This is a genomic window from Kitasatospora sp. NPDC018058, from assembly GCF_044327205.1.
Taxonomy (GTDB): domain Bacteria; phylum Actinomycetota; class Actinomycetes; order Streptomycetales; family Streptomycetaceae; genus Kitasatospora.
The window spans coordinates 1-16,470 of sequence record NZ_JBIRFA010000010.1 but is presented as its reverse complement, the minus strand read 5'-3'; the positions used below and the strand labels follow the sequence as shown (position 1 = coordinate 16,470).

The following is a 16,470-nucleotide window of genomic DNA, read 5'->3' as shown; positions in this document are numbered from 1 at the left end:
GGTCAGTGCCCGTGGCCCTCGGTGATCCCGCGATACTCCTCGGCGGTGGGCTTGGGGATCCGCGCGTGCTCGCCGTGGAACCCGCGGGACAGCCTCGCGCGGGTGCGGGTGAGCGCACCCGCCGGGTGGGCCACTCCATTCTCGTCCACCGCGGGCGGCGGTTCGAGGGGGCGGGGCTGCTCGTGCGCGGTCAGCCGGTGCAGTTCGGCGGGCGCGAGCCCGGCGTGCACCTCGGTGAACTCGCCGTGGGGCAGCCGCTTGATCACGCCGGTCTCCCGTCCATGCAGCACCTTGTCCCGGTCCCGTCGCTGCAGGCCGAGGCACCAGCGCTTGGTGATCACGAACACGGCCACCGGGACGACGAAGAAGCCGATCCGCACCGCGTGGGTGATCGCGTTCAGTGACAGGTGCAGATGGGTGGCGATCAGGTCGTTGCCGCCGCCCGCGAGCATCACCAGGTAGACGCTGATCCAGGCCGCCCCGAGCGCGGTGCGCACCGGCGCGTTGCGCGGCCGGTCGAGCAGGTGGTGCTCGCGCTTGTCGTCGGTCACCCAGGCCTCGATGAACGGGTGGACCGCGATCGCGCCGAGGATCAGCGGGAACATCGCGAACGGGATCAGCACCCCGAGGTTGAGGGTGTGCCCCCACAACCCGATCTCCCAGCCGGGCATCACCCGGATCAAGCCCTCGGCGAAGCCCATGTACCAGTCCGGCTGGGCGTCGGTGGAGACCTGGTCCGGACGGTACGGGCCGTACGCCCAGATCGGGTTGACCGTGGCGACCGCCGCCATCAGCGCGACGACGCCGAACACCAGGAAGAAGAAGCCACCGGCCTTGGCCGTGTAGACCGGCATCAGCGGCATGCCGACGACGTTCCTCCCGGTCTTGCCCGGGCCCGCCCACTGGGTGTGCTTGTGGTAGAAGACCAGGATCAGGTGCGCCACCAGCAGGCCGAGCATGATGCCCGGGATCAGCAGCACGTGGATGGTGAAGAACCTCGGGATGATGTCGTGCCCGGGGAACTCCCCGCCGAACAGGAACATCTGGATGTACGTGCCGACCAGCGGCACCGCCAGCACCACGCCCTCGATGAACCGGATGCCGGTACCGGAGAGCAGGTCGTCCGGGAGTGAGTAGCCGAAGAAGCCGTCCAGCATGCCGAGGAACAGCAGCAGGAAGCCGAACACCCAGTTGATCTCGCGCGGTCTGCGGAACGCCCCGGTGAAGAACACCCGCATCATGTGCACGAACATGGCCGCGACGAAGACGATCGCCGCCCAGTGGTGGATCTGCCGGATCAACAGTCCGCCGCGCACCTCGAAGCCGATGTCCACGGTGGAGGCGTAGGCCTCCGACATCGAGATGCCCTTCAGCGGCACGTACGAGCCGTGGTAGACCACCTCGCCCATGCTCGGCTTGAAGAACAGGGTCAGCCAGACGCCGGTCAGGATGATGATCAGGAAGGTGTAGAGGCAGATCTCGCCCAGCATGAAGGACCAGTGGTCCGGGAAGACCTTCCGCAGGTTGGCCCTGGCCAGGGTGTAGATCCCCAGCCGTCCGTCCGCCCAGTCGGCGGCCCGCTGCCCCCGCCCCGGGTTCTGATTCCGGCTCATGTGCACGCACCTCGGTCCGATGGAAGCGGGGATCATTCCCCGTTTCATGTCGGGGCCACCATAATCGGGGAATGATCCCCACTTCTACCCCCCGGCAGGGGTGGGCGCGGTGCCCGAGAACGCGAACGGCCCGCCCGGTGTCGTGGAGGACACCGGACGGGCCGCGTACGCATCCGCATCGCCCGGGACGGGCGGTACCCCGGGAGGGTCAGTGCACCAGCACCGGCACCTCGTCATTCTTCGCGGCGTCCGAGCCCGCCCCGGCGCCCGTACCCGCCGCGCCGGGCCGGCCGGCGTTGACGAAGGTGAAGGCGACCACGGCGGCCGCCACCAGGATCCCGAAGGACACCCAGATCGCGGTCGAGAAGCCGTGCACCATGCCCCCGAACTGCAGGGCCTTGGCGGCCGCCGGCGAGGTGGCCGCGGCGGCGGTCTTGTGCGAGGCCAGCCAGCTGCTGGTGGCGCTGGCCGCGATGGTGTTCAGCAGCGCGGTGCCGATGGCGCCGCCGACCTGCTGCGAGGTGTTGACCATGGCGGAGGCCACACCCGCGTCACGCGGCTGGACGCCGTGCGTGGCGAGGCTCATGGCCGGCATGAAGGCGGTACCCATGCCGAGGCCCATCAGGATCAGGCCGGGCAGGATCAGCGCCGGGTACGAGGTGTCCAGGCCGATGTGGGTCAGCAGGAACATGCCGACCGAGGCGGTCAGGAAGCCGGGCGCCATCAGGTAGCGCGCCGGGACCCGGGTCATCAGGCGGGCGCCGATCTGGGTCGAGCCGGTGATCATGCCCGCCACCATGGGCAGGAAGGCGACGCCGGTCAGCACCGGGCTGTAGCCGAGCACGATCTGCAGGTAGTAGGTCAGGAAGAGGAACAGGCCGAACATGCCGATCACGGCCATGCCCAGCGACAGGTACACCCCGCCGCGGTTGCGGTCGAGCACCACGCGCAGCGGCAGCAGCGGGGCCTTGACCCCGCGCTCCACCAGGACGAAGGCGGTCAGCAGCACGGCGGCCGCGGCGAACAGCGCCAGGGTGCTGCCGGCCGTCCAGCCGTTGGACTCGGCGCGGGTGAAGCCGTAGACCAGCGAGACCAGGCCGGTGGTCACCAGCAGTACGCCGGGGATGTCCAGCTTGTTGCGGTTGCGGCCCTCGGCGGGCTCGCGGATCACCATGACGGCGCCGGTGGCGGCCACGATGGCGAACGGGATGTTGACGAAGAAGGTCCAGCGCCAGTTCATGTACTCGGTCAGCAGGCCGCCGAGGATCAGGCCGATGGCACCACCGCCACCGGCGATCGCGCCGTAGATGCCGAAGGCCTTGGCGCGCTCCTTGGCCTCGGTGAAGGTCACCGCGAGCAGCGACAGCGCGGCCGGTGCGAGCAGCGCGCCGAACACGCCCTGCAGGGCGCGGGCGCCGAGCAGCATCGTGGTGTTGGCCGCGGCGCCGCCGAGTGCGGAGGCGAGGGCGAAGCCGGTCAGGCCGACCACGAAGGTCCGCTTGCGGCCCCAGAGGTCCGCGATCCGGCCGCCGAACAGCAGCAGGCCGCCGAAGGCCAGCGCGTAGGCGGTGATCACCCACTGGCGGTTGCCGTCGGTGATGCCCAGGTCCTTCTGGGCGGAGGGCAGGGCGATGTTCACGATGGTCGCGTCGAGGACGACCATCAGCTGGGCGAGGCCGATGAAGATCAGCGCCTTCCAGCGCCGGGGATCGGGCAGCGTCGCCGGGCGGGCGTCGGTTTCAGGCATGGGGGTACTCACTTCACGGTGCGTGGCGTGCGAGAACGGTCGACTGCCGTACGGGAACGGCAGGTTGCCGCACGGGATCAGATGCGGGGTGCAGGCGCGCGAAGGCGTCCGGGCGGTGCCGGTCGGCGGCGCGACGGCAGGGTGCTGGTGGGTCGGATCAGTGGTGTCAGTCCAGGTGGTGGGTCAGTCCTGGGGTCGGAAGTCCTCGAAGGTTGCGGGGCGGCCGGGCAGGACCGAACGGGCCGGCGCGCGCAGGCCGTCCAGGAACAGCTGCAGGTGCCGGTGGACGAACTCGTCGAGCAGTTGGCAGGAGGTGCCCGGCAGCGGCCGGGTCAGCTGGCTCATCGCGATGAACAGGTCCCCGTGGTCCACGTCGGACCGCAGTTCGCCCGCGGCCCGGGCACGCTCCATCAGTCCGCTCACGGCGGTCCGCAGGCGCTCCCGGGTCTCGGTCAGCTCAGGGTCGTAGGGGTCGATGGTGCTGGTGAAGACGGCGCAGAGCCCACCGATCTTCTCCGCCACGGTCGCGTGCACGAACCGCTGCAGAGCGTCGAACGGACCGCCGCCCTCGCCCGCATCCGCCTCGGCCGCGGCCGTCTCGGCGCGGGCCAGGATGCGGTTCTTGACGAGCAGCGCCACCTCGCGGATCAGTGCCACCCGGTCCGGGAAGTTCCGGTACAGCGTGGCATTGCCGACCCCCGCCCGCTTCGCGATCTCGTCCAGCGGCGCATCGGCGCCGTGTTCGACGAACACGTCCCGGGCCGCCAGCACGATCCGTTCCCGGTTCCGGCTCGCGTCCGCGCGCAGCTTGGGCGCGCGCACACTCTCCGGGGTACGGGCCGACTCGGCGGCGACGGTGGTCATGGCGACTGCTCCTCCAGGATACCGGGGAAGTTCTCCCCGCTTCTGCCAACGTAGTCGGAAACGGGGAATCTGTCCCCACAATTTCCCGATCCGGTGTGACCTGTGTCACAGCACCCCGGCGGAGTCGTCGACCGGGGTGAGGTCGCGCCCCAGTCGGTCCGGCAACCGCGCCAGTGCGGCCCGGTGGGCCTCGTCGAGCCCGGCCGGGGTGATCGCCTCCGGCTCCCGCCGGGACTGCGCGACGAGGGCAGGGATGGCCTGACCCTCACCTCCACCGGCGAACTCGACCTCGGCGGTGGCGAAGCCGAGGACGCCACCGCCGACCGCATGAAGGCCGGCTGCCTGACTGGGCTGCGACCGAGCAGGTGCTCATGGTCGCGGAGGTCACCTCGTTCGACTCGGACACCGACCGCCGTGACCGCGCCGAGAAGCCTCGGGCCTACGCCGAGACCGGTATCCCCGTCTACCTGCTGATCGACCGGGACTCCGCCGAGGTCGTCGTGCACAGCCGTCCTGACGTCGTCCGCTACGAGACAGTCCAGGCCCTTCCCTTCGGCAAGACCGTCCACCTCCCCGACCCGGTCGGCATCCCCCTGGACACCGAGGCGCTCAAGAACTGGGTGCGCTGAGCCCGGCCGTGCCTTCTCGGGGCCACGGCCGGCTCACCCCCCACCCGCCCCGTTCCGGGCCGCCACGGCTTCGCCGCGACCCCGACGCTCTGCGGCCGATCAGCCCTTCGGGCTGATCACCGCGAACCGGGCGCCCTCGCGGTCCTGCAGCCGGGCCACCCGCCCGTACGGGGAGTCGAAGGCCGGGCCGACCGCCGAGCCGCCCAGCTCCAGTGCCCGGGCCAGTGCCCGGTCGGTGTCCGGGACGGCGAAGGAGACCTCCCAGTGCGGCGGTGTGCCCGCCGGACCGCCCGCCTGTTCCGTGGCCAGCGCCGCAACGCTGTGTCCCTCGGCGCGCAGCACCACCCGGTTGTGCTCCCAGCGGACCTCGAAGCGCTCCGGGTCGCGGCCGTCCCAGCGGAACACCTCGCCGTAGAACAGCGCCGCCGCGAACGGGTCCGGGGTGCGCAGCTCGATCCAGACCGGTGCGCCCGGCAGGTCGAGCTTCCGGGCACGGCCCAGCGGGCCCTCCCAGATGCCGAACACCGCCCCGGCCGGGTCGGCCGCGAAGGCCACCCGCCCGGCGTCGAAGGCCAGCGGGCCGACCGCCAGGGTCGCACCGCGCTCGCGCACCGCGTCGGCGGCGGCGTCGGCGCTCTCCGTCCCGAAGTAGCTGGTCCAGGCCAGCGGCACGGCCCCGAAGCCGGCGAGTCCCAACCCGGCCACCGCCTCCCCGCCGGTCACCGCGTGGACGTACGGGCCGAAGCGCTCCGGCCCGGGCTCGAAGTCCCAGCCGAGCAGTGGACCGTAGAACTCCTTGGCGCTCTCCAGGTCCCGGGCCATCAGGCTCACCCAGCACGGAACGGCCGCCACGCAGCGCACCACGGCGGTCGTCTCACCGCTGCCCATCGCGAACCTCCTCGCCCACCCGGCCGCCGGGCTCCTCCCGACTCCCACGGCCCACCGGCCGCCCGGGACGCCCACAGCCTAGGCCGACGGGGGTACGACCCCGGTGCAGGCACGGCCGGGGTCGGCGCACCCAGTTCCCGATGGGCCCGCGGTCCGGGGCGGGCGGCTCCGCCGGTGGTCGGCGGCCTCCTCAGGCCTCGGCCCGCTCCGCCCGCAGCCGCTCGCCCAGCGCCGCCCGGGCCGCGGCGGGCATGGCCTTGCGGGCGGCCGGGAAGAGCAGCTGCTCCTCGCCGGCCAGGTGCCGCCGGAGGGTGTCGGCGAGGCCGCTCAGCAGGGCGTCGAAGGCCGGGTCGGCCGGGCCGAGTCCCTGCAGGTCGGAGAGGTATTGCCCGATCGCGAGGTGGTCGTGGATGCAGCTGAACACCAGCGCCCCGCCGTCGGGCACGTCGTGCTGGACGACCGGGAAGAGGTGCTCCTCCTCGGCCGAGCAGTGGGTGAACAGCAGGTCGGTCAGCCGGGCCACCAGCTCACCGCGCTCGGCGGAGCCGGCCGCCGAGGCCTCGACCCGGTCGAGCAGCTCGGTGACCGCCTTGTGGTCGGCGGTGAACTCGCCGAGGATGTCCGGCCTGCGGCTCATGGCACGCCCGCCTCTCGTACGGGATCCAGGACGTCCCCCCGTACCCTCCAGTATCCGGCGCGCCCGCGCCAACCCGCTTCACCCTCCGCCGCGCCGCCCGGTGAGGGCCAGCAGTCGGGCCTGTGCACTCGCGTCCTCGGTGACGGGCAGCGGCGGGTCGAACAGCCCGCTGCCGGAGAGGTCCCCGTAGCCGCTGATCTCGCCGAGCGCGAAGTCCACCAGTTCCGCCGGGAGCCGGGTGCGGCTCCCGATGCCGTCGGCGAGGTCCCAGGTGTGCACCACCAGGTCGGTGGTGAGCTGGTCCAGGTAGTACTGCCCGGAGACGTCCGCGAAGGACAGGTGGACGGTGAGCTCGGCGGCGCCGGGGGCGGCGAAGGCCTCCCGGGCGGCCTCGGCGGCGGCCGTCCAGGCGGCGACCGGGTTCGGGCCGAGCACGTCGCCGTCGAAGCGGCTGCCGACCTCGGCGATGGTGGCGCCCATCAGCAGCTCGGGCACCCAGAGCTGCTCGCCGGTGAGGTGGTTGACCAGGTCACGGACCGACCAGTCGGCGCACGGGGTGGGGGAGTCCCACTGGCCGGGCGTGACCAGCCGGACCCGTTCGTCGAAGGCGGCCAGCGCCTCGGGGTAGGGGGTGCCGGACCGGGCGGCCCGTCGGTGTTGCCTGCGTTGAGCCATGTCACCACCCTGCCCCGGTCCGGGCGGGGCCCGCGACTCGCTCACGGGCCGTCAGTTGTTCAAATTCGAACTCCAAGGTACGGTCGAGGAGCAGCCGGTTCAAATTTGAACAACAGGCGCGGTTCGCCACGATCCGCCCGGCCGCATCACCACATCCCGACGACCGACCCCGATCGATGGAGACGCGCATGCCGAGCAGCAGCCCGAGCACGACCGCCGCCACCACTCCCGCCGTCCGCCCCGTCCGGGAGGGCATCGGGTCCGCGGCCACCTCCCCGCACGCCTACGACGCCGGCCTCCTGCTGCTGCGCCTGGCCCTCGGCCTCACCATGGCCGCGCACGGCAGTCAGAAGCTGTTCGGCTGGTTCGGCGGTGGTGGCATCGACGGCACCGGCCAGTTCTTCACCATGAGCGGCTACCCGGCGGGCAACACGATGGCCGTGGTCGCCGGCCTCACCGAGGTGCTGGGCGGACTGGGTCTGGCAGTCGGTCTGTTGACCCCGCTGGCGGGCGCCGCGATCGTCGGCACGATGGTCAACGCGCTCGCCGTCATCTGGGGCGGCGGCTTCTTCGCCCCGAAGGGCAACGAGCACGAGCTGCTGCTGACGGTCGGTGCCGCCGCCCTCGCGCTGACCGGCCCGGGCCGCTACGCGGTGGACCGCTTCCTGCCGGTGCTGCGGGCGCACCGCCTGGCCTACGGCGTGGCCGCCGTGCTGGTCGGCCTGGCCACCGCCGGGGTGATCCTGCTGCTCCGCAAGTAGCCCAACTCGCCTGTCCCGGGGCCGTGGTGGCCGATCGTCACCACGGCCTCCGCGCGTTTCCCGCGCAAACCGCGCACAATCCTGAGGCTTCCCAGGGGCATGTGATGTGTGCCATGGTACATGTCACATCCCCCGCCGTGTCCACGACAGCCCCGCCCCACGCGGCGCCGTCGCCAACGGTCCTCGCCCCCACCGGCCGCGCCCCAAGCCGCGGCCGACGACGGCCCGGAGGCCTCCACGTGAGTCCCGTACGTCTGCTGCGACTTCCGCAGCTGGCACGACTGTTAACGCTCGCCCTGACCCTGGTCCTGGCGATCGGCCTGTTCGCCCCGAGCGGCCACGCCACCCCCGCCACCGCCCGCGGCGGCGCCGCGCCCGCCCCCACCGGCCCGGCCCCCCAGCCGGCCACCGGCACGTCCGAACGCGCCGACGGCGAAGGGCGGTTCGCCTCCGCCGACCGGCGCTCCCCACTCCCGCTGGACACCCGCCCGGCCGAGGCCCGCCCGTCCGCGAAGGCGCCCAGTCTGGCCGCCCAATCGGCCTGCAACGTCGGCGACTTCACCAGTCGGACCGGCAGCGCGCTGGTCCAGCAGATCACCTCCGTCGACACCCAGTGCATCAACCAGCTGTTCCAGCTCACCGGCACCGACGCCAACGGCGCGTTCCGCGAGGAGCAGATGACCACCGTGGCGTACGCGCTGCGCGACGCCTCGGCCGGCTACCCGGGCGACGACAGCACCGCGGTCGGGCAGTTGGTGCTCTACCTGCGCGCCGGCTACTTCGTGCAGTGGTACCACCCGGGCGACGTCGGCACCTACGGCACCACCCTGCAGGCCGCGATCCGCGCCGCGCTGGACGCCTTCTTCGCCAGTGCCCACTCGCGTGACGTCAGCTCGGCCAACGCGGCCATCCTGGGCGAGGCCGTCACCCTGATCGACAGCGCCCAGGAGAACATCCGCTACCTGTGGGTGGTCAAGCAGCTGCTGAACGACTACGCCAGCGCCACCTGGAACCCGGCCGGCATGGCGTGGGCGGTGAACCCGGCGTTCACCGTACTGTTCCGCGGCCACCAGCTGACCGGCTTCGAGGCGGCCGTCGAGGCCGACCCGAGCGTGCTGGACGCGCTGTCCGGCTTCGTGGCCCGCAACGAGGACCAAGTCGGCGGCGACTACGGCGTGTTGGAGTACAACTCCACCAAGGAGCTGGGTCGCTTCCTGAAGTACCCCGGGCTCCAGGCCAAGGTCCGTCCGCTCGCCCAGGCGCTGGCCGCGCAGGCCGCGCCGAGCGGCCGCATGGTCTACCAGTGGGCCGCGGTCGCCGAGTCGGTCGGCTACTACGACGCCGCCAACTGCTCGTACTACGGCACCTGCAACGCCGCCGACCAGCTCAAGTCCGGCGTGCTGAAGGTGAACCACACCTGCAGCCAGAGCATCAAGCTGATCGCCCAGGCGCTGGACAGCACCCAGCTCTCCACCACCTGCACCAGCCTGACCGGCCAGGACGCCTACTTCCACTCGGTGGTCCGGGACGACGGCCCGGTCAAGGACGACCACAACGACACCATCGAGGTCGTGGTCTTCCACTCCTCCTTCGACTACCAGGTGCTCGCCGCCGCCATCTACGGCATCGACACCAACAACGGCGGCATGTACCTGGAGGGCGACCCGGCCGCCGCCGGCAACCAGCCACGCTTCCTCTGCTACGAGGCCGAGTGGGTCCGCCCGGCGTTCCAGATCTGGAACCTCAACCACGAGTACACCCACTACCTCGACGGCCGCTTCGACATGTACGGCGACTTCAACGCCGGGATGTCCACTCCGACCGTCTGGTGGGTCGAGGGCTTCGCCGAGTACATCTCCTACTCGTACCGCCAGGTCACCGACGACGGCGCCGTCGCCGCGGCCGCCCGGCACACCTACAAGCTGAGCGACCTCTTCGACACCGTCTACGGCGACCAGGATCGGGTCTACCGCTGGGGCTACCTCGCCGTCCGCTACATGCTGGAGCAGCACCGCGCCGACGTGGACGCCGTGCTCGCCAAGTACCGGGTGGGGGACTGGAACGGCGCCCGTACCCTGCTCAAGACCACCATCGGCACCAGCTACGACGCCGACTTCGACAGCTGGCTGACCGCCTGCGCGAACGGCGCCTGCGCCACCACCCCGACCGTCCCGCAGGTGCCCGAGTGCACCGCCGCCGACACCCGCCAGCTGGGTGCGAACTGCGGCCGCAGCAACGTCGCCGCCACCACCGGCAACTACGCCCACTTCTACCTCCTGGTGCCGGCCGGCACCCAGCAGGTGAAGATCACCACCAGCGGCGGGACGGGCAACGCCGACCTCTACTACAATTCCGGCAGCTGGGCGTACACCAACGCCTACGCGGCACGCTCGGCGGGCCCGGGCAACTCCGAGACCCTGACCGTCACCAACCCGCCGGCCGGGTACGTCTACTTCAGCCTCTACGCCCAGCAGGGCTTCAGCGGGGTGAACGTCACGAGCCAGTTCTGATCGGCCCGGCGAACCGCCCCGGCACTCCGCCGGGGCGGTTCCGTGTGCCCGGGGCCGGCTGTGCCCCGGCGGTCACTCGCCGATCTGCACCAGCGCCAGGGTGATGTTGTCCGGCCCACCCGCCTCGATCGCCGCCTTCCACAGCTCGAACGCGGCCCTCCCGTCGGCCCGCTCCGCCCCCTCGTACGGCCGGGCGAGCAGCTCGGCCAGCTCCTCCTCGGGCACCGGGTCGGTCAGCCCGTCGCTGCACACCAGGTAGCGGTCGCCGGTGGCCAGTGGCGCGGCCCGCACATGCGGCTCGACGAAGGTGAGCCCGAGCGAGCCGCCCAGGGTCTGGGTGACCACCGAGGTGGTGCGTCGGCCGGGCGGCAGCGGCGGGCTGTCGTCCACGCTGACCCGGTGCAGTCCGTCCCCGGTGATCCGGTAGACCCGGCTGTCACCGACGTTGAAGGCCACCGCCTGCTCGGGCAGCAGCACCAGCCCGGCGACCGTGGTGCCCATCGCGGCCAGCTCCGGCGCCCCGGCCGCGGCCGCGTACACCGCCCGGTTGCACTCCTGCAGTTCCTCCCGGACGGCCTCCTCGCCGTCCAGTCCGCCCCCGGCGACGGCCAGCCGGCGGGCGACCAGGGCGCTGGCCACCTCGCCGCCGGGGTGGCCGCCCAGGCCGTCGGCCACCGCGACCACGCAGGGCGGGCCGAGCGGGAAGAGCAGGGTCTGCGGGTTGGCGGTCACGGTGGCGCAGAGCGTCCACGGCCCGACCGTGAGGCTGTCCTCGTTGTGCTCCCGCACCAGGCCCTCGTGGCTCAGTGCGCTCACCGCGATGTACGGCGCCATCGTTTGCCGCCTTCCGGAACCCTCCTCTCATTGTCGGTGCCCCGCCTTCCGTTGTCGGCGGGAACGGCGGGAACGGCGGGAACGGCGGGAGCAGAGGAAGCAGCGGAAGCAGCGGAAGTAGAGGGGAATAGCGAGACCCGTCCGGATGCTAAGGTGGTTGAAAGTTGAACGACATGGACCGTCTGGAGTGTGGTGAGCAGCATGCAGTTCGGAATCTTCACCGTCGGCGACGTCACCCCCGACCCGACCACCGGCCGCACCCCGAGCGAGCACGAGCGGATCAAGGCGATGACGGCCATCGCGCGCAAGGCCGAGGAGGTCGGCCTGGACGTCTTCGCGACCGGTGAGCACCACAACCCGCCGTTCGTCCCGTCCTCGCCGACGACCATGCTCGGCTACATCGCCGCGCAGACCGACCGCATCATCCTCTCCACCTCGACCACGCTGATCACCACCAACGACCCGGTGAAGATCGCCGAGGACTTCGCGATGCTCCAGCACCTCGCCGAGGGCCGGGTCGACGTGATGATGGGCCGCGGCAACACCGGCCCGGTCTACCCCTGGTTCGGCAAGGACATCCGCCAGGGCATCCCGCTCGCGGTCGAGAACTACGCGCTGCTGCACCAGCTGTGGCGCGAGGAGGTCGTGGACTGGCAGGGCCGCTTCCGCACCCCGCTGCAGGGCTTCACCTCCACCCCGCGCCCGCTGGACGACGTCCCGCCGTTCGTCTGGCACGGCTCGATCCGCAGCCCGGAGATCGCCGAGCAGGCCGCCTACTACGGGGACGGCTTCTTCGCGAACAACATCTTCTGGCCCAAGGAGCACTTCCGGAGGCTGGTCAACCTCTACCGCGAGCGCTACGCCCACTACGGCCACGGCACGCCCGAGCAGGCGATCGTCGGTCTCGGCGGGCAGGTGTTCATGCGCAGGAACTCCCAGGATGCGGTGCGCGAGTTCCGTCCGTACTTCGACAACGCGCCGGTGTACGGGCACGGGCCGTCGCTGGAGGAGTTCACCGAGCAGACCCCGCTGACCGTGGGCAGCCCGCAGGAGGTCATCGAGAAGACGCTGACCTTCCGCGAGACCTTCGGCGACTACCAGCGCCAGCTGTTCCTGATGGATCACGCCGGCCTGCCGCTGAAGACCGTCCTGGAGCAGCTCGACCTGCTCGGCGAGGAGGTCGTGCCGGTGCTGCGCGAGGAGTTCGCCAAGGGCCGCCCGGCCGACGTGCCGGACGGGTCGACCCACGCCGCGCTGGTCGCGGCCCGCGACGGGAAGGCCGACGAGGAGAAGGCCGACGACGAGAAGGCGGAGGTGGCCAAGTGACCGTGTTCAAGCTGGCGGTGGTGAGCGCCGGGCTGAGCAAGCCGTCCTCGACGCGCCTGCTGGCGGACCGGCTCGCCGAGTCGACCGTACGGCAACTCGCCCTGGACGGCCGGGAGGTGGAGGTCGCCGTGGTCGAACTGCGGGACCTCGCCGTGGACATCGCCAACAACTTCGTCGCCGGCTTCCCGGCCGCCGCGCTGCGCGAGGCGATCGACACGGTGACGGAGGCGGACGCGGTGATCGCGGTGACGCCGATCTTCACCGCCTCCTACAGTGGCCTGTTCAAGTCCTTCTTCGACGTGATCGACCAGGACGCGCTGACCGGCAAGCCGGTGCTGATCGCCGCCACCGGCGGGACGCCCCGGCACTCGCTCGCCCTGGAGCACGCCGTCCGGCCGCTGTTCAGCCACCTGCGCGCGGTGGTGCTGCCGACCGCCGTGTACGCGGCCACCGACGACTGGGGCACGGCGGGCGACGCGCTCACCGACGGCCTGCCGGGCCGGATCGACCGCGCGGCGGGCGAGCTGGCGGCCCTGCTGGCCGGCCGCGGCCCGGCGGCGCAGCACCAACGGCTGAGGGACTCGCTGCCCGAGCAGGTGGTGCCCTTCGCCGAGCAGCTGGCGGCGCTGCGGGGCTAGGACCGCACCGGGGACGGACCACCCCAACGGCCCTGTCGGAGCACCCTCCGACAGGGCCGTTCGGCTGGTGTCGACCATGCCGAACTGTCCGCTATGCGATGTAATCGTCGGCATGATCAGATTGGCACTGATCCATCACGCTCTGTGCGCGCCGCTGCGGGGGCGCCCGTCGCGAGCCGGCCGCGTGAGGCGGACATCCGCCGACCACCGCGCCGAGTGGGAAGCCACCCGGGCGTCCTGAGGAGGAGCGCTTCCATGCAGCCCGAACCGCAGGTCGTGCTCTCCCCGCTGACCGGCGCGGCCGTCTTCCTGGTCCTCACCGTCGAACCCGGCGGCGAGGACGCCGTCCGCGAGCTGCTGCCCGACCTCGCCGGACTGCGCCGGGCCGTCGGCTTCCGAGCCCCCGAGGGCGGCCTCACCTGCGTCACCGGCATCGGCTCCGACGCCTGGGACCGGCTCTTCACCGGCCCCAGGCCCGCCGGGCTGCATCCCTTCCGCGAGGTGGCCGGCCCCCGCCACCGGGCCCCGGCCACCCCCGGCGACCTGCTGTTGCACCTGCGGGCCGCCCGGATGGACCTCTGCTTCGAACTGGCGACCCGGATCACCGACCGGCTCGCCGGGGCGGCCACCGTGGTCGACTCCGTCCAGGGCTTCAAGTACTTCGACGACCGGGACCTGCTCGGCTTCGTGGACGGCACCGAGAACCCCGAGGGCAGGGCCGCCGAGGCCGCCGCCGTAGTGGGGGAGGAGGACCCGGACTTCGCCGGCGGCAGCTACGTCATCGTCCAGAAGTACCTGCACGACCTGGACAAGTGGAACGCGCTCGGTGTGGACGAGCAGGAGCGGGCGGTGGGCCGGACCAAGCTCACCGACATCGAGTTCGACGACGACGCCAAGCCCGCCGACTCGCACGTCGCACTCACCACCCTGACCGGCCCGAACGGCGAGGAGCGGCAGATCGTCCGCTTCAACATGCCGTTCGGCTCCTTCGGCTCGGCCGGGAGGGGCGGTGAGTTCGGCACCTACTTCATCGGCTACGCCCGTGACCCCGAGGTCACCGAGGAGATGCTGCGCAACATGTTCGTAGGCCGCCCACCGGGCACCACCGACCGGCTGCTCGACTTCTCCACCGCCGTCACCGGCTCGCTGTTCTTCGTCCCGACCGCCGACTTCCTGGACTCCCCGCCGCCGGCGCCCGTCGCCCCCGCTGCCGCGCCCGCCCCCGATCGTGCCGGGGACGGCTCGCTCGGCATCGGCAGCCTCAAGCAGACCCCCTGAACAGGACCCGCGCATGAACAACCTCCACCGGGACCTCGCCCCGATCTCCGCCGCCGCGTGGGAGGAGATCGAGAAGGAGGCCCGCCAGACCTTCAAGCTGCACATCGCCGGCCGCCGGGTGGTCGACCTGCACGGCCCCGAGGGCGCCACCCTGGCCGCCGTCGGCACCGGTCACCTGACCGACCTCGAACCGCCCCTCGACGGGGTCCAGGCGCACGCCCGTGCCAGCCGCCCGGTGGTCGAGCTGCGGGTCCCCTTCACCGTCGCCCGTTCGGCCGTGGACGACGTCGAACGCGGCTCCCGGGACTCCGACTGGCAGCCCGCCAAGGACGCCGCCCGTACCCTGGCCCTCGCCGAGGACCGCGCCGTCTTCGAGGGGTACGGCGCCGCCGCCATCGAGGGCCTCCGGGCCGCCTCCGGCAACCCGCCGGTCCGACTCCCCGAGGACGTCCGCGAGTACCCCGAGGCCGTCAGCCGCGCCCTCACGGCGCTGCGCCTGGCCGGGGTCGGCGGGCCGTACTCACTCCTGCTCGGCGCGGCCGCCTTCACCGCCGTCAACGAGACCAGCGACCACGGGTACCCCGTCCACAACCACCTCGCCCGCCTGCTGGACGGCGACATCATCTGGGCCCCCGCCATCGAGGGGGCCTTCCTGCTGTCCACCCGAGGCGGCGACTTCGAGCTCTTCCTCGGTCAGGACGTCTCCGTCGGCTACCTCTCCCACGACGCCGACTCCATTCGGCTCTACCTTCAGGAGTCGTTGACGTTCCGCGTCCACACGGGGGAGGCGGCCGTGGCCCTCGGTGGACCGGTGGCGACGCCCGTGGACGGCCCCCGACCCCCCGGCCATCGGGAAGGGTACTGAGTGCCTTTACCAGGGGTACTGAGTGCCGTAAGCTCTCGGTGGAGCCTCTGACGCCAGTCGAAGAGAGCCGACACGGCATGCCGGTCCAGGTGGCGCTTGCGGCGCATGGGTCGCGGCCGGGCCGGTCTTGGCACTCAGTACCCTCGGCATGACCTGAGGCCATGGATCCAGTGCATCCGTGCACCCGTGACAGGAGATACCGCTCATGAGCTTGAGGATCGTCGTCTGTGTGAAGTACGTGCCGGACGCGACGGGTGACCGTCGTTTCGCGGACGACCACACCACCGACCGGGAGGGCGTGGACGGCCTCCTGTCGGAGCTGGACGAGTACGGCGTGGAGCAGGCGCTGCGGATCGCGGAGGCGAACGAGGGCGCCGAGGTGACGGTGCTGACGGTGGGTCCGGACGACGCGAAGGACGCGCTGCGCAAGGCGCTGTCGATGGGTGCGGACAAGGCCGTTCACGTGAACGACGACGACATCCACGGTTCGGACGTGATCGGGACGTCGGCGGTCCTGGCGAAGGCGCTGGAGAAGACCGGGTTCGACCTGGTGATCGGTGGTATGGCGTCGACGGACGGCACGATGGGTGTGCTGCCGGCGCTGCTGGCGGAGCGTCTGGGCGTGCCGCAGGTGACGCTGCTGTCCGAGGTGTCGGTCGAGGGCGGCGTGGTCAAGGGCCGCCGTGACGGTGACGCCGCGACCGAGCTGGTGGAGGCCGCGCTGCCGGCCGTCGTGTCGGTGACGGACCAGTCGGGCGAGGCCCGCTACCCCTCGTTCAAGGGGATCATGGCGGCGAAGAAGAAGCCGGTGGAGTCGCTGGACCTGGACGACCTGGGCATCGAGGCCGACGAGGTCGGCCTGGCGGGTTCGTGGACCGCGGTCGAGTCGGCGGCGGCGCGTCCGGCGCGCACCGCGGGCACGGTCGTCAAGGACGAGGGCGAGGGCGGCAAGCAGCTCGCCGCCTTCCTCGCGTCAGCGAAGTTCGTCTAATAGGGCAGCCTCGCCGGCCAGAAGTCCATCTGAGCCGCCCCCACCCCCCGATCCAGCGAAACACGGAGACATTGAGCAATGGCTGAGATTCTCGTCCTGGTGGACCACGCCGAGGGTGCGGTCCGCAAGCCGGCCCTGGAGCTGCTGACCCTGGCCCGCCGCATCGGCGAGCCCTCCGCGGTCGTGCTCGGCGCCGGTGCCGCCGCCGCCGACA

14 protein-coding genes and 2 pseudogenes are annotated in these 16,470 nt (G+C 71.7%); 9 read left to right on the top strand and 7 right to left on the bottom strand.

The window, feature by feature from the left end:
• Positions 1 to 2: 2 nt before the first annotated feature.
• The 3 genes from ACH4E7_RS15945 to ACH4E7_RS15935 all read right to left on the bottom strand — a co-directional run bounded on the left by ACH4E7_RS15945 (position 3) and on the right by ACH4E7_RS15935 (position 4,224).
• Positions 3 to 1,613 (bottom strand): cytochrome bc complex cytochrome b subunit, encoded by a 1,611-nt coding sequence (locus tag ACH4E7_RS15945; protein ID WP_396249642.1) that lies wholly within the window; start codon positions 1,611 to 1,613, stop codon positions 3 to 5.
• Between the two features lie 208 nt (positions 1,614 to 1,821).
• Positions 1,822 to 3,360, bottom strand: coding sequence for an MFS transporter (locus tag ACH4E7_RS15940; protein ID WP_396249641.1), 1,539 nt, complete (start codon positions 3,358 to 3,360; stop codon positions 1,822 to 1,824).
• 183 nt (positions 3,361 to 3,543) lie between these two features.
• Entirely contained in the window at positions 3,544 to 4,224 is a 681-nt protein-coding gene (locus ACH4E7_RS15935) for a TetR/AcrR family transcriptional regulator (RefSeq protein WP_396249640.1), read from the bottom strand.
• 305 nt (positions 4,225 to 4,529) lie between these two features.
• On the opposite strand from ACH4E7_RS15935, the pseudogene ACH4E7_RS15930 reads away from it, so the two are divergent.
• A pseudogene (locus tag ACH4E7_RS15930) lies at positions 4,530 to 4,853 on the top strand (Uma2 family endonuclease); the annotation flags it as partial.
• Between the two features lie 99 nt (positions 4,854 to 4,952).
• Here the strand turns inward: ACH4E7_RS15930 and ACH4E7_RS15925 are convergent.
• From ACH4E7_RS15925 to ACH4E7_RS15915, 3 genes are all read right to left on the bottom strand, one after another.
• Entirely contained in the window at positions 4,953 to 5,741 is a 789-nt protein-coding gene (locus ACH4E7_RS15925; protein ID WP_396249639.1) for a VOC family protein, read from the bottom strand.
• A 190-nt stretch (positions 5,742 to 5,931) separates the two neighbouring features.
• The gene (locus ACH4E7_RS15920) at positions 5,932 to 6,378 is read right to left on the bottom strand and encodes a hemerythrin domain-containing protein (RefSeq protein WP_396249638.1); all 447 of its coding nucleotides are present in this window, start codon (positions 6,376 to 6,378) and stop codon (positions 5,932 to 5,934) included.
• Between the two features lie 78 nt (positions 6,379 to 6,456).
• Positions 6,457 to 7,053, bottom strand: coding sequence for a TIGR03086 family metal-binding protein (locus tag ACH4E7_RS15915; protein ID WP_396249637.1), 597 nt, complete (start codon positions 7,051 to 7,053; stop codon positions 6,457 to 6,459).
• 188 nt (positions 7,054 to 7,241) lie between these two features.
• Here ACH4E7_RS15915 and ACH4E7_RS15910 point away from each other — a divergent pair, with 188 nt between their 5' ends.
• On the top strand, positions 7,242 to 7,814 hold the full coding sequence (locus ACH4E7_RS15910; RefSeq protein ID WP_396249636.1) for a DoxX family protein: 573 nt from the start codon (positions 7,242 to 7,244) through the stop codon (positions 7,812 to 7,814).
• Between the two features lie 239 nt (positions 7,815 to 8,053).
• Positions 8,054 to 10,324 (top strand): M9 family metallopeptidase, encoded by a 2,271-nt coding sequence (locus ACH4E7_RS15905; RefSeq protein ID WP_396249635.1) that lies wholly within the window; start codon positions 8,054 to 8,056, stop codon positions 10,322 to 10,324.
• 72 nt (positions 10,325 to 10,396) lie between these two features.
• On the opposite strand, the gene ACH4E7_RS15900 is transcribed toward ACH4E7_RS15905, so the two are convergent.
• Positions 10,397 to 11,158, bottom strand: coding sequence for a PP2C family protein-serine/threonine phosphatase (locus tag ACH4E7_RS15900; RefSeq protein ID WP_396249634.1), 762 nt, complete (start codon positions 11,156 to 11,158; stop codon positions 10,397 to 10,399).
• Between the two features lie 201 nt (positions 11,159 to 11,359).
• Here ACH4E7_RS15900 and ACH4E7_RS15895 point away from each other — a divergent pair, with 201 nt between their 5' ends.
• From ACH4E7_RS15895 to ACH4E7_RS15870, 6 genes and pseudogenes are all read left to right on the top strand, one after another.
• Entirely contained in the window at positions 11,360 to 12,484 is a 1,125-nt protein-coding gene (locus ACH4E7_RS15895; RefSeq protein WP_396249633.1) for an LLM class flavin-dependent oxidoreductase, read from the top strand.
• A complete protein-coding gene (locus ACH4E7_RS15890) occupies positions 12,481 to 13,122 on the top strand; it encodes an FMN reductase (RefSeq protein ID WP_396249632.1) in 642 nt (213 codons plus the stop codon). Before ACH4E7_RS15895 ends, ACH4E7_RS15890 begins: the two co-directional genes overlap by 4 nt.
• Before the next feature lie 255 nt (positions 13,123 to 13,377).
• Positions 13,378 to 14,400, top strand: coding sequence for a Dyp-type peroxidase (locus ACH4E7_RS15885; RefSeq protein WP_396249631.1), 1,023 nt, complete (start codon positions 13,378 to 13,380; stop codon positions 14,398 to 14,400).
• A gap of 13 nt (positions 14,401 to 14,413) precedes the next feature.
• The gene (locus ACH4E7_RS15880) at positions 14,414 to 15,265 is read left to right on the top strand and encodes a family 1 encapsulin nanocompartment shell protein (protein ID WP_396249630.1); all 852 of its coding nucleotides are present in this window, start codon (positions 14,414 to 14,416) and stop codon (positions 15,263 to 15,265) included.
• A 205-nt stretch (positions 15,266 to 15,470) separates the two neighbouring features.
• On the top strand, positions 15,471 to 16,256 hold the full coding sequence (locus tag ACH4E7_RS15875) for an electron transfer flavoprotein subunit beta/FixA family protein (protein ID WP_396249629.1): 786 nt from the start codon (positions 15,471 to 15,473) through the stop codon (positions 16,254 to 16,256).
• A gap of 78 nt (positions 16,257 to 16,334) precedes the next feature.
• A pseudogene (locus ACH4E7_RS15870) lies at positions 16,335 to 16,470 on the top strand (electron transfer flavoprotein subunit alpha/FixB family protein); the annotation flags it as partial.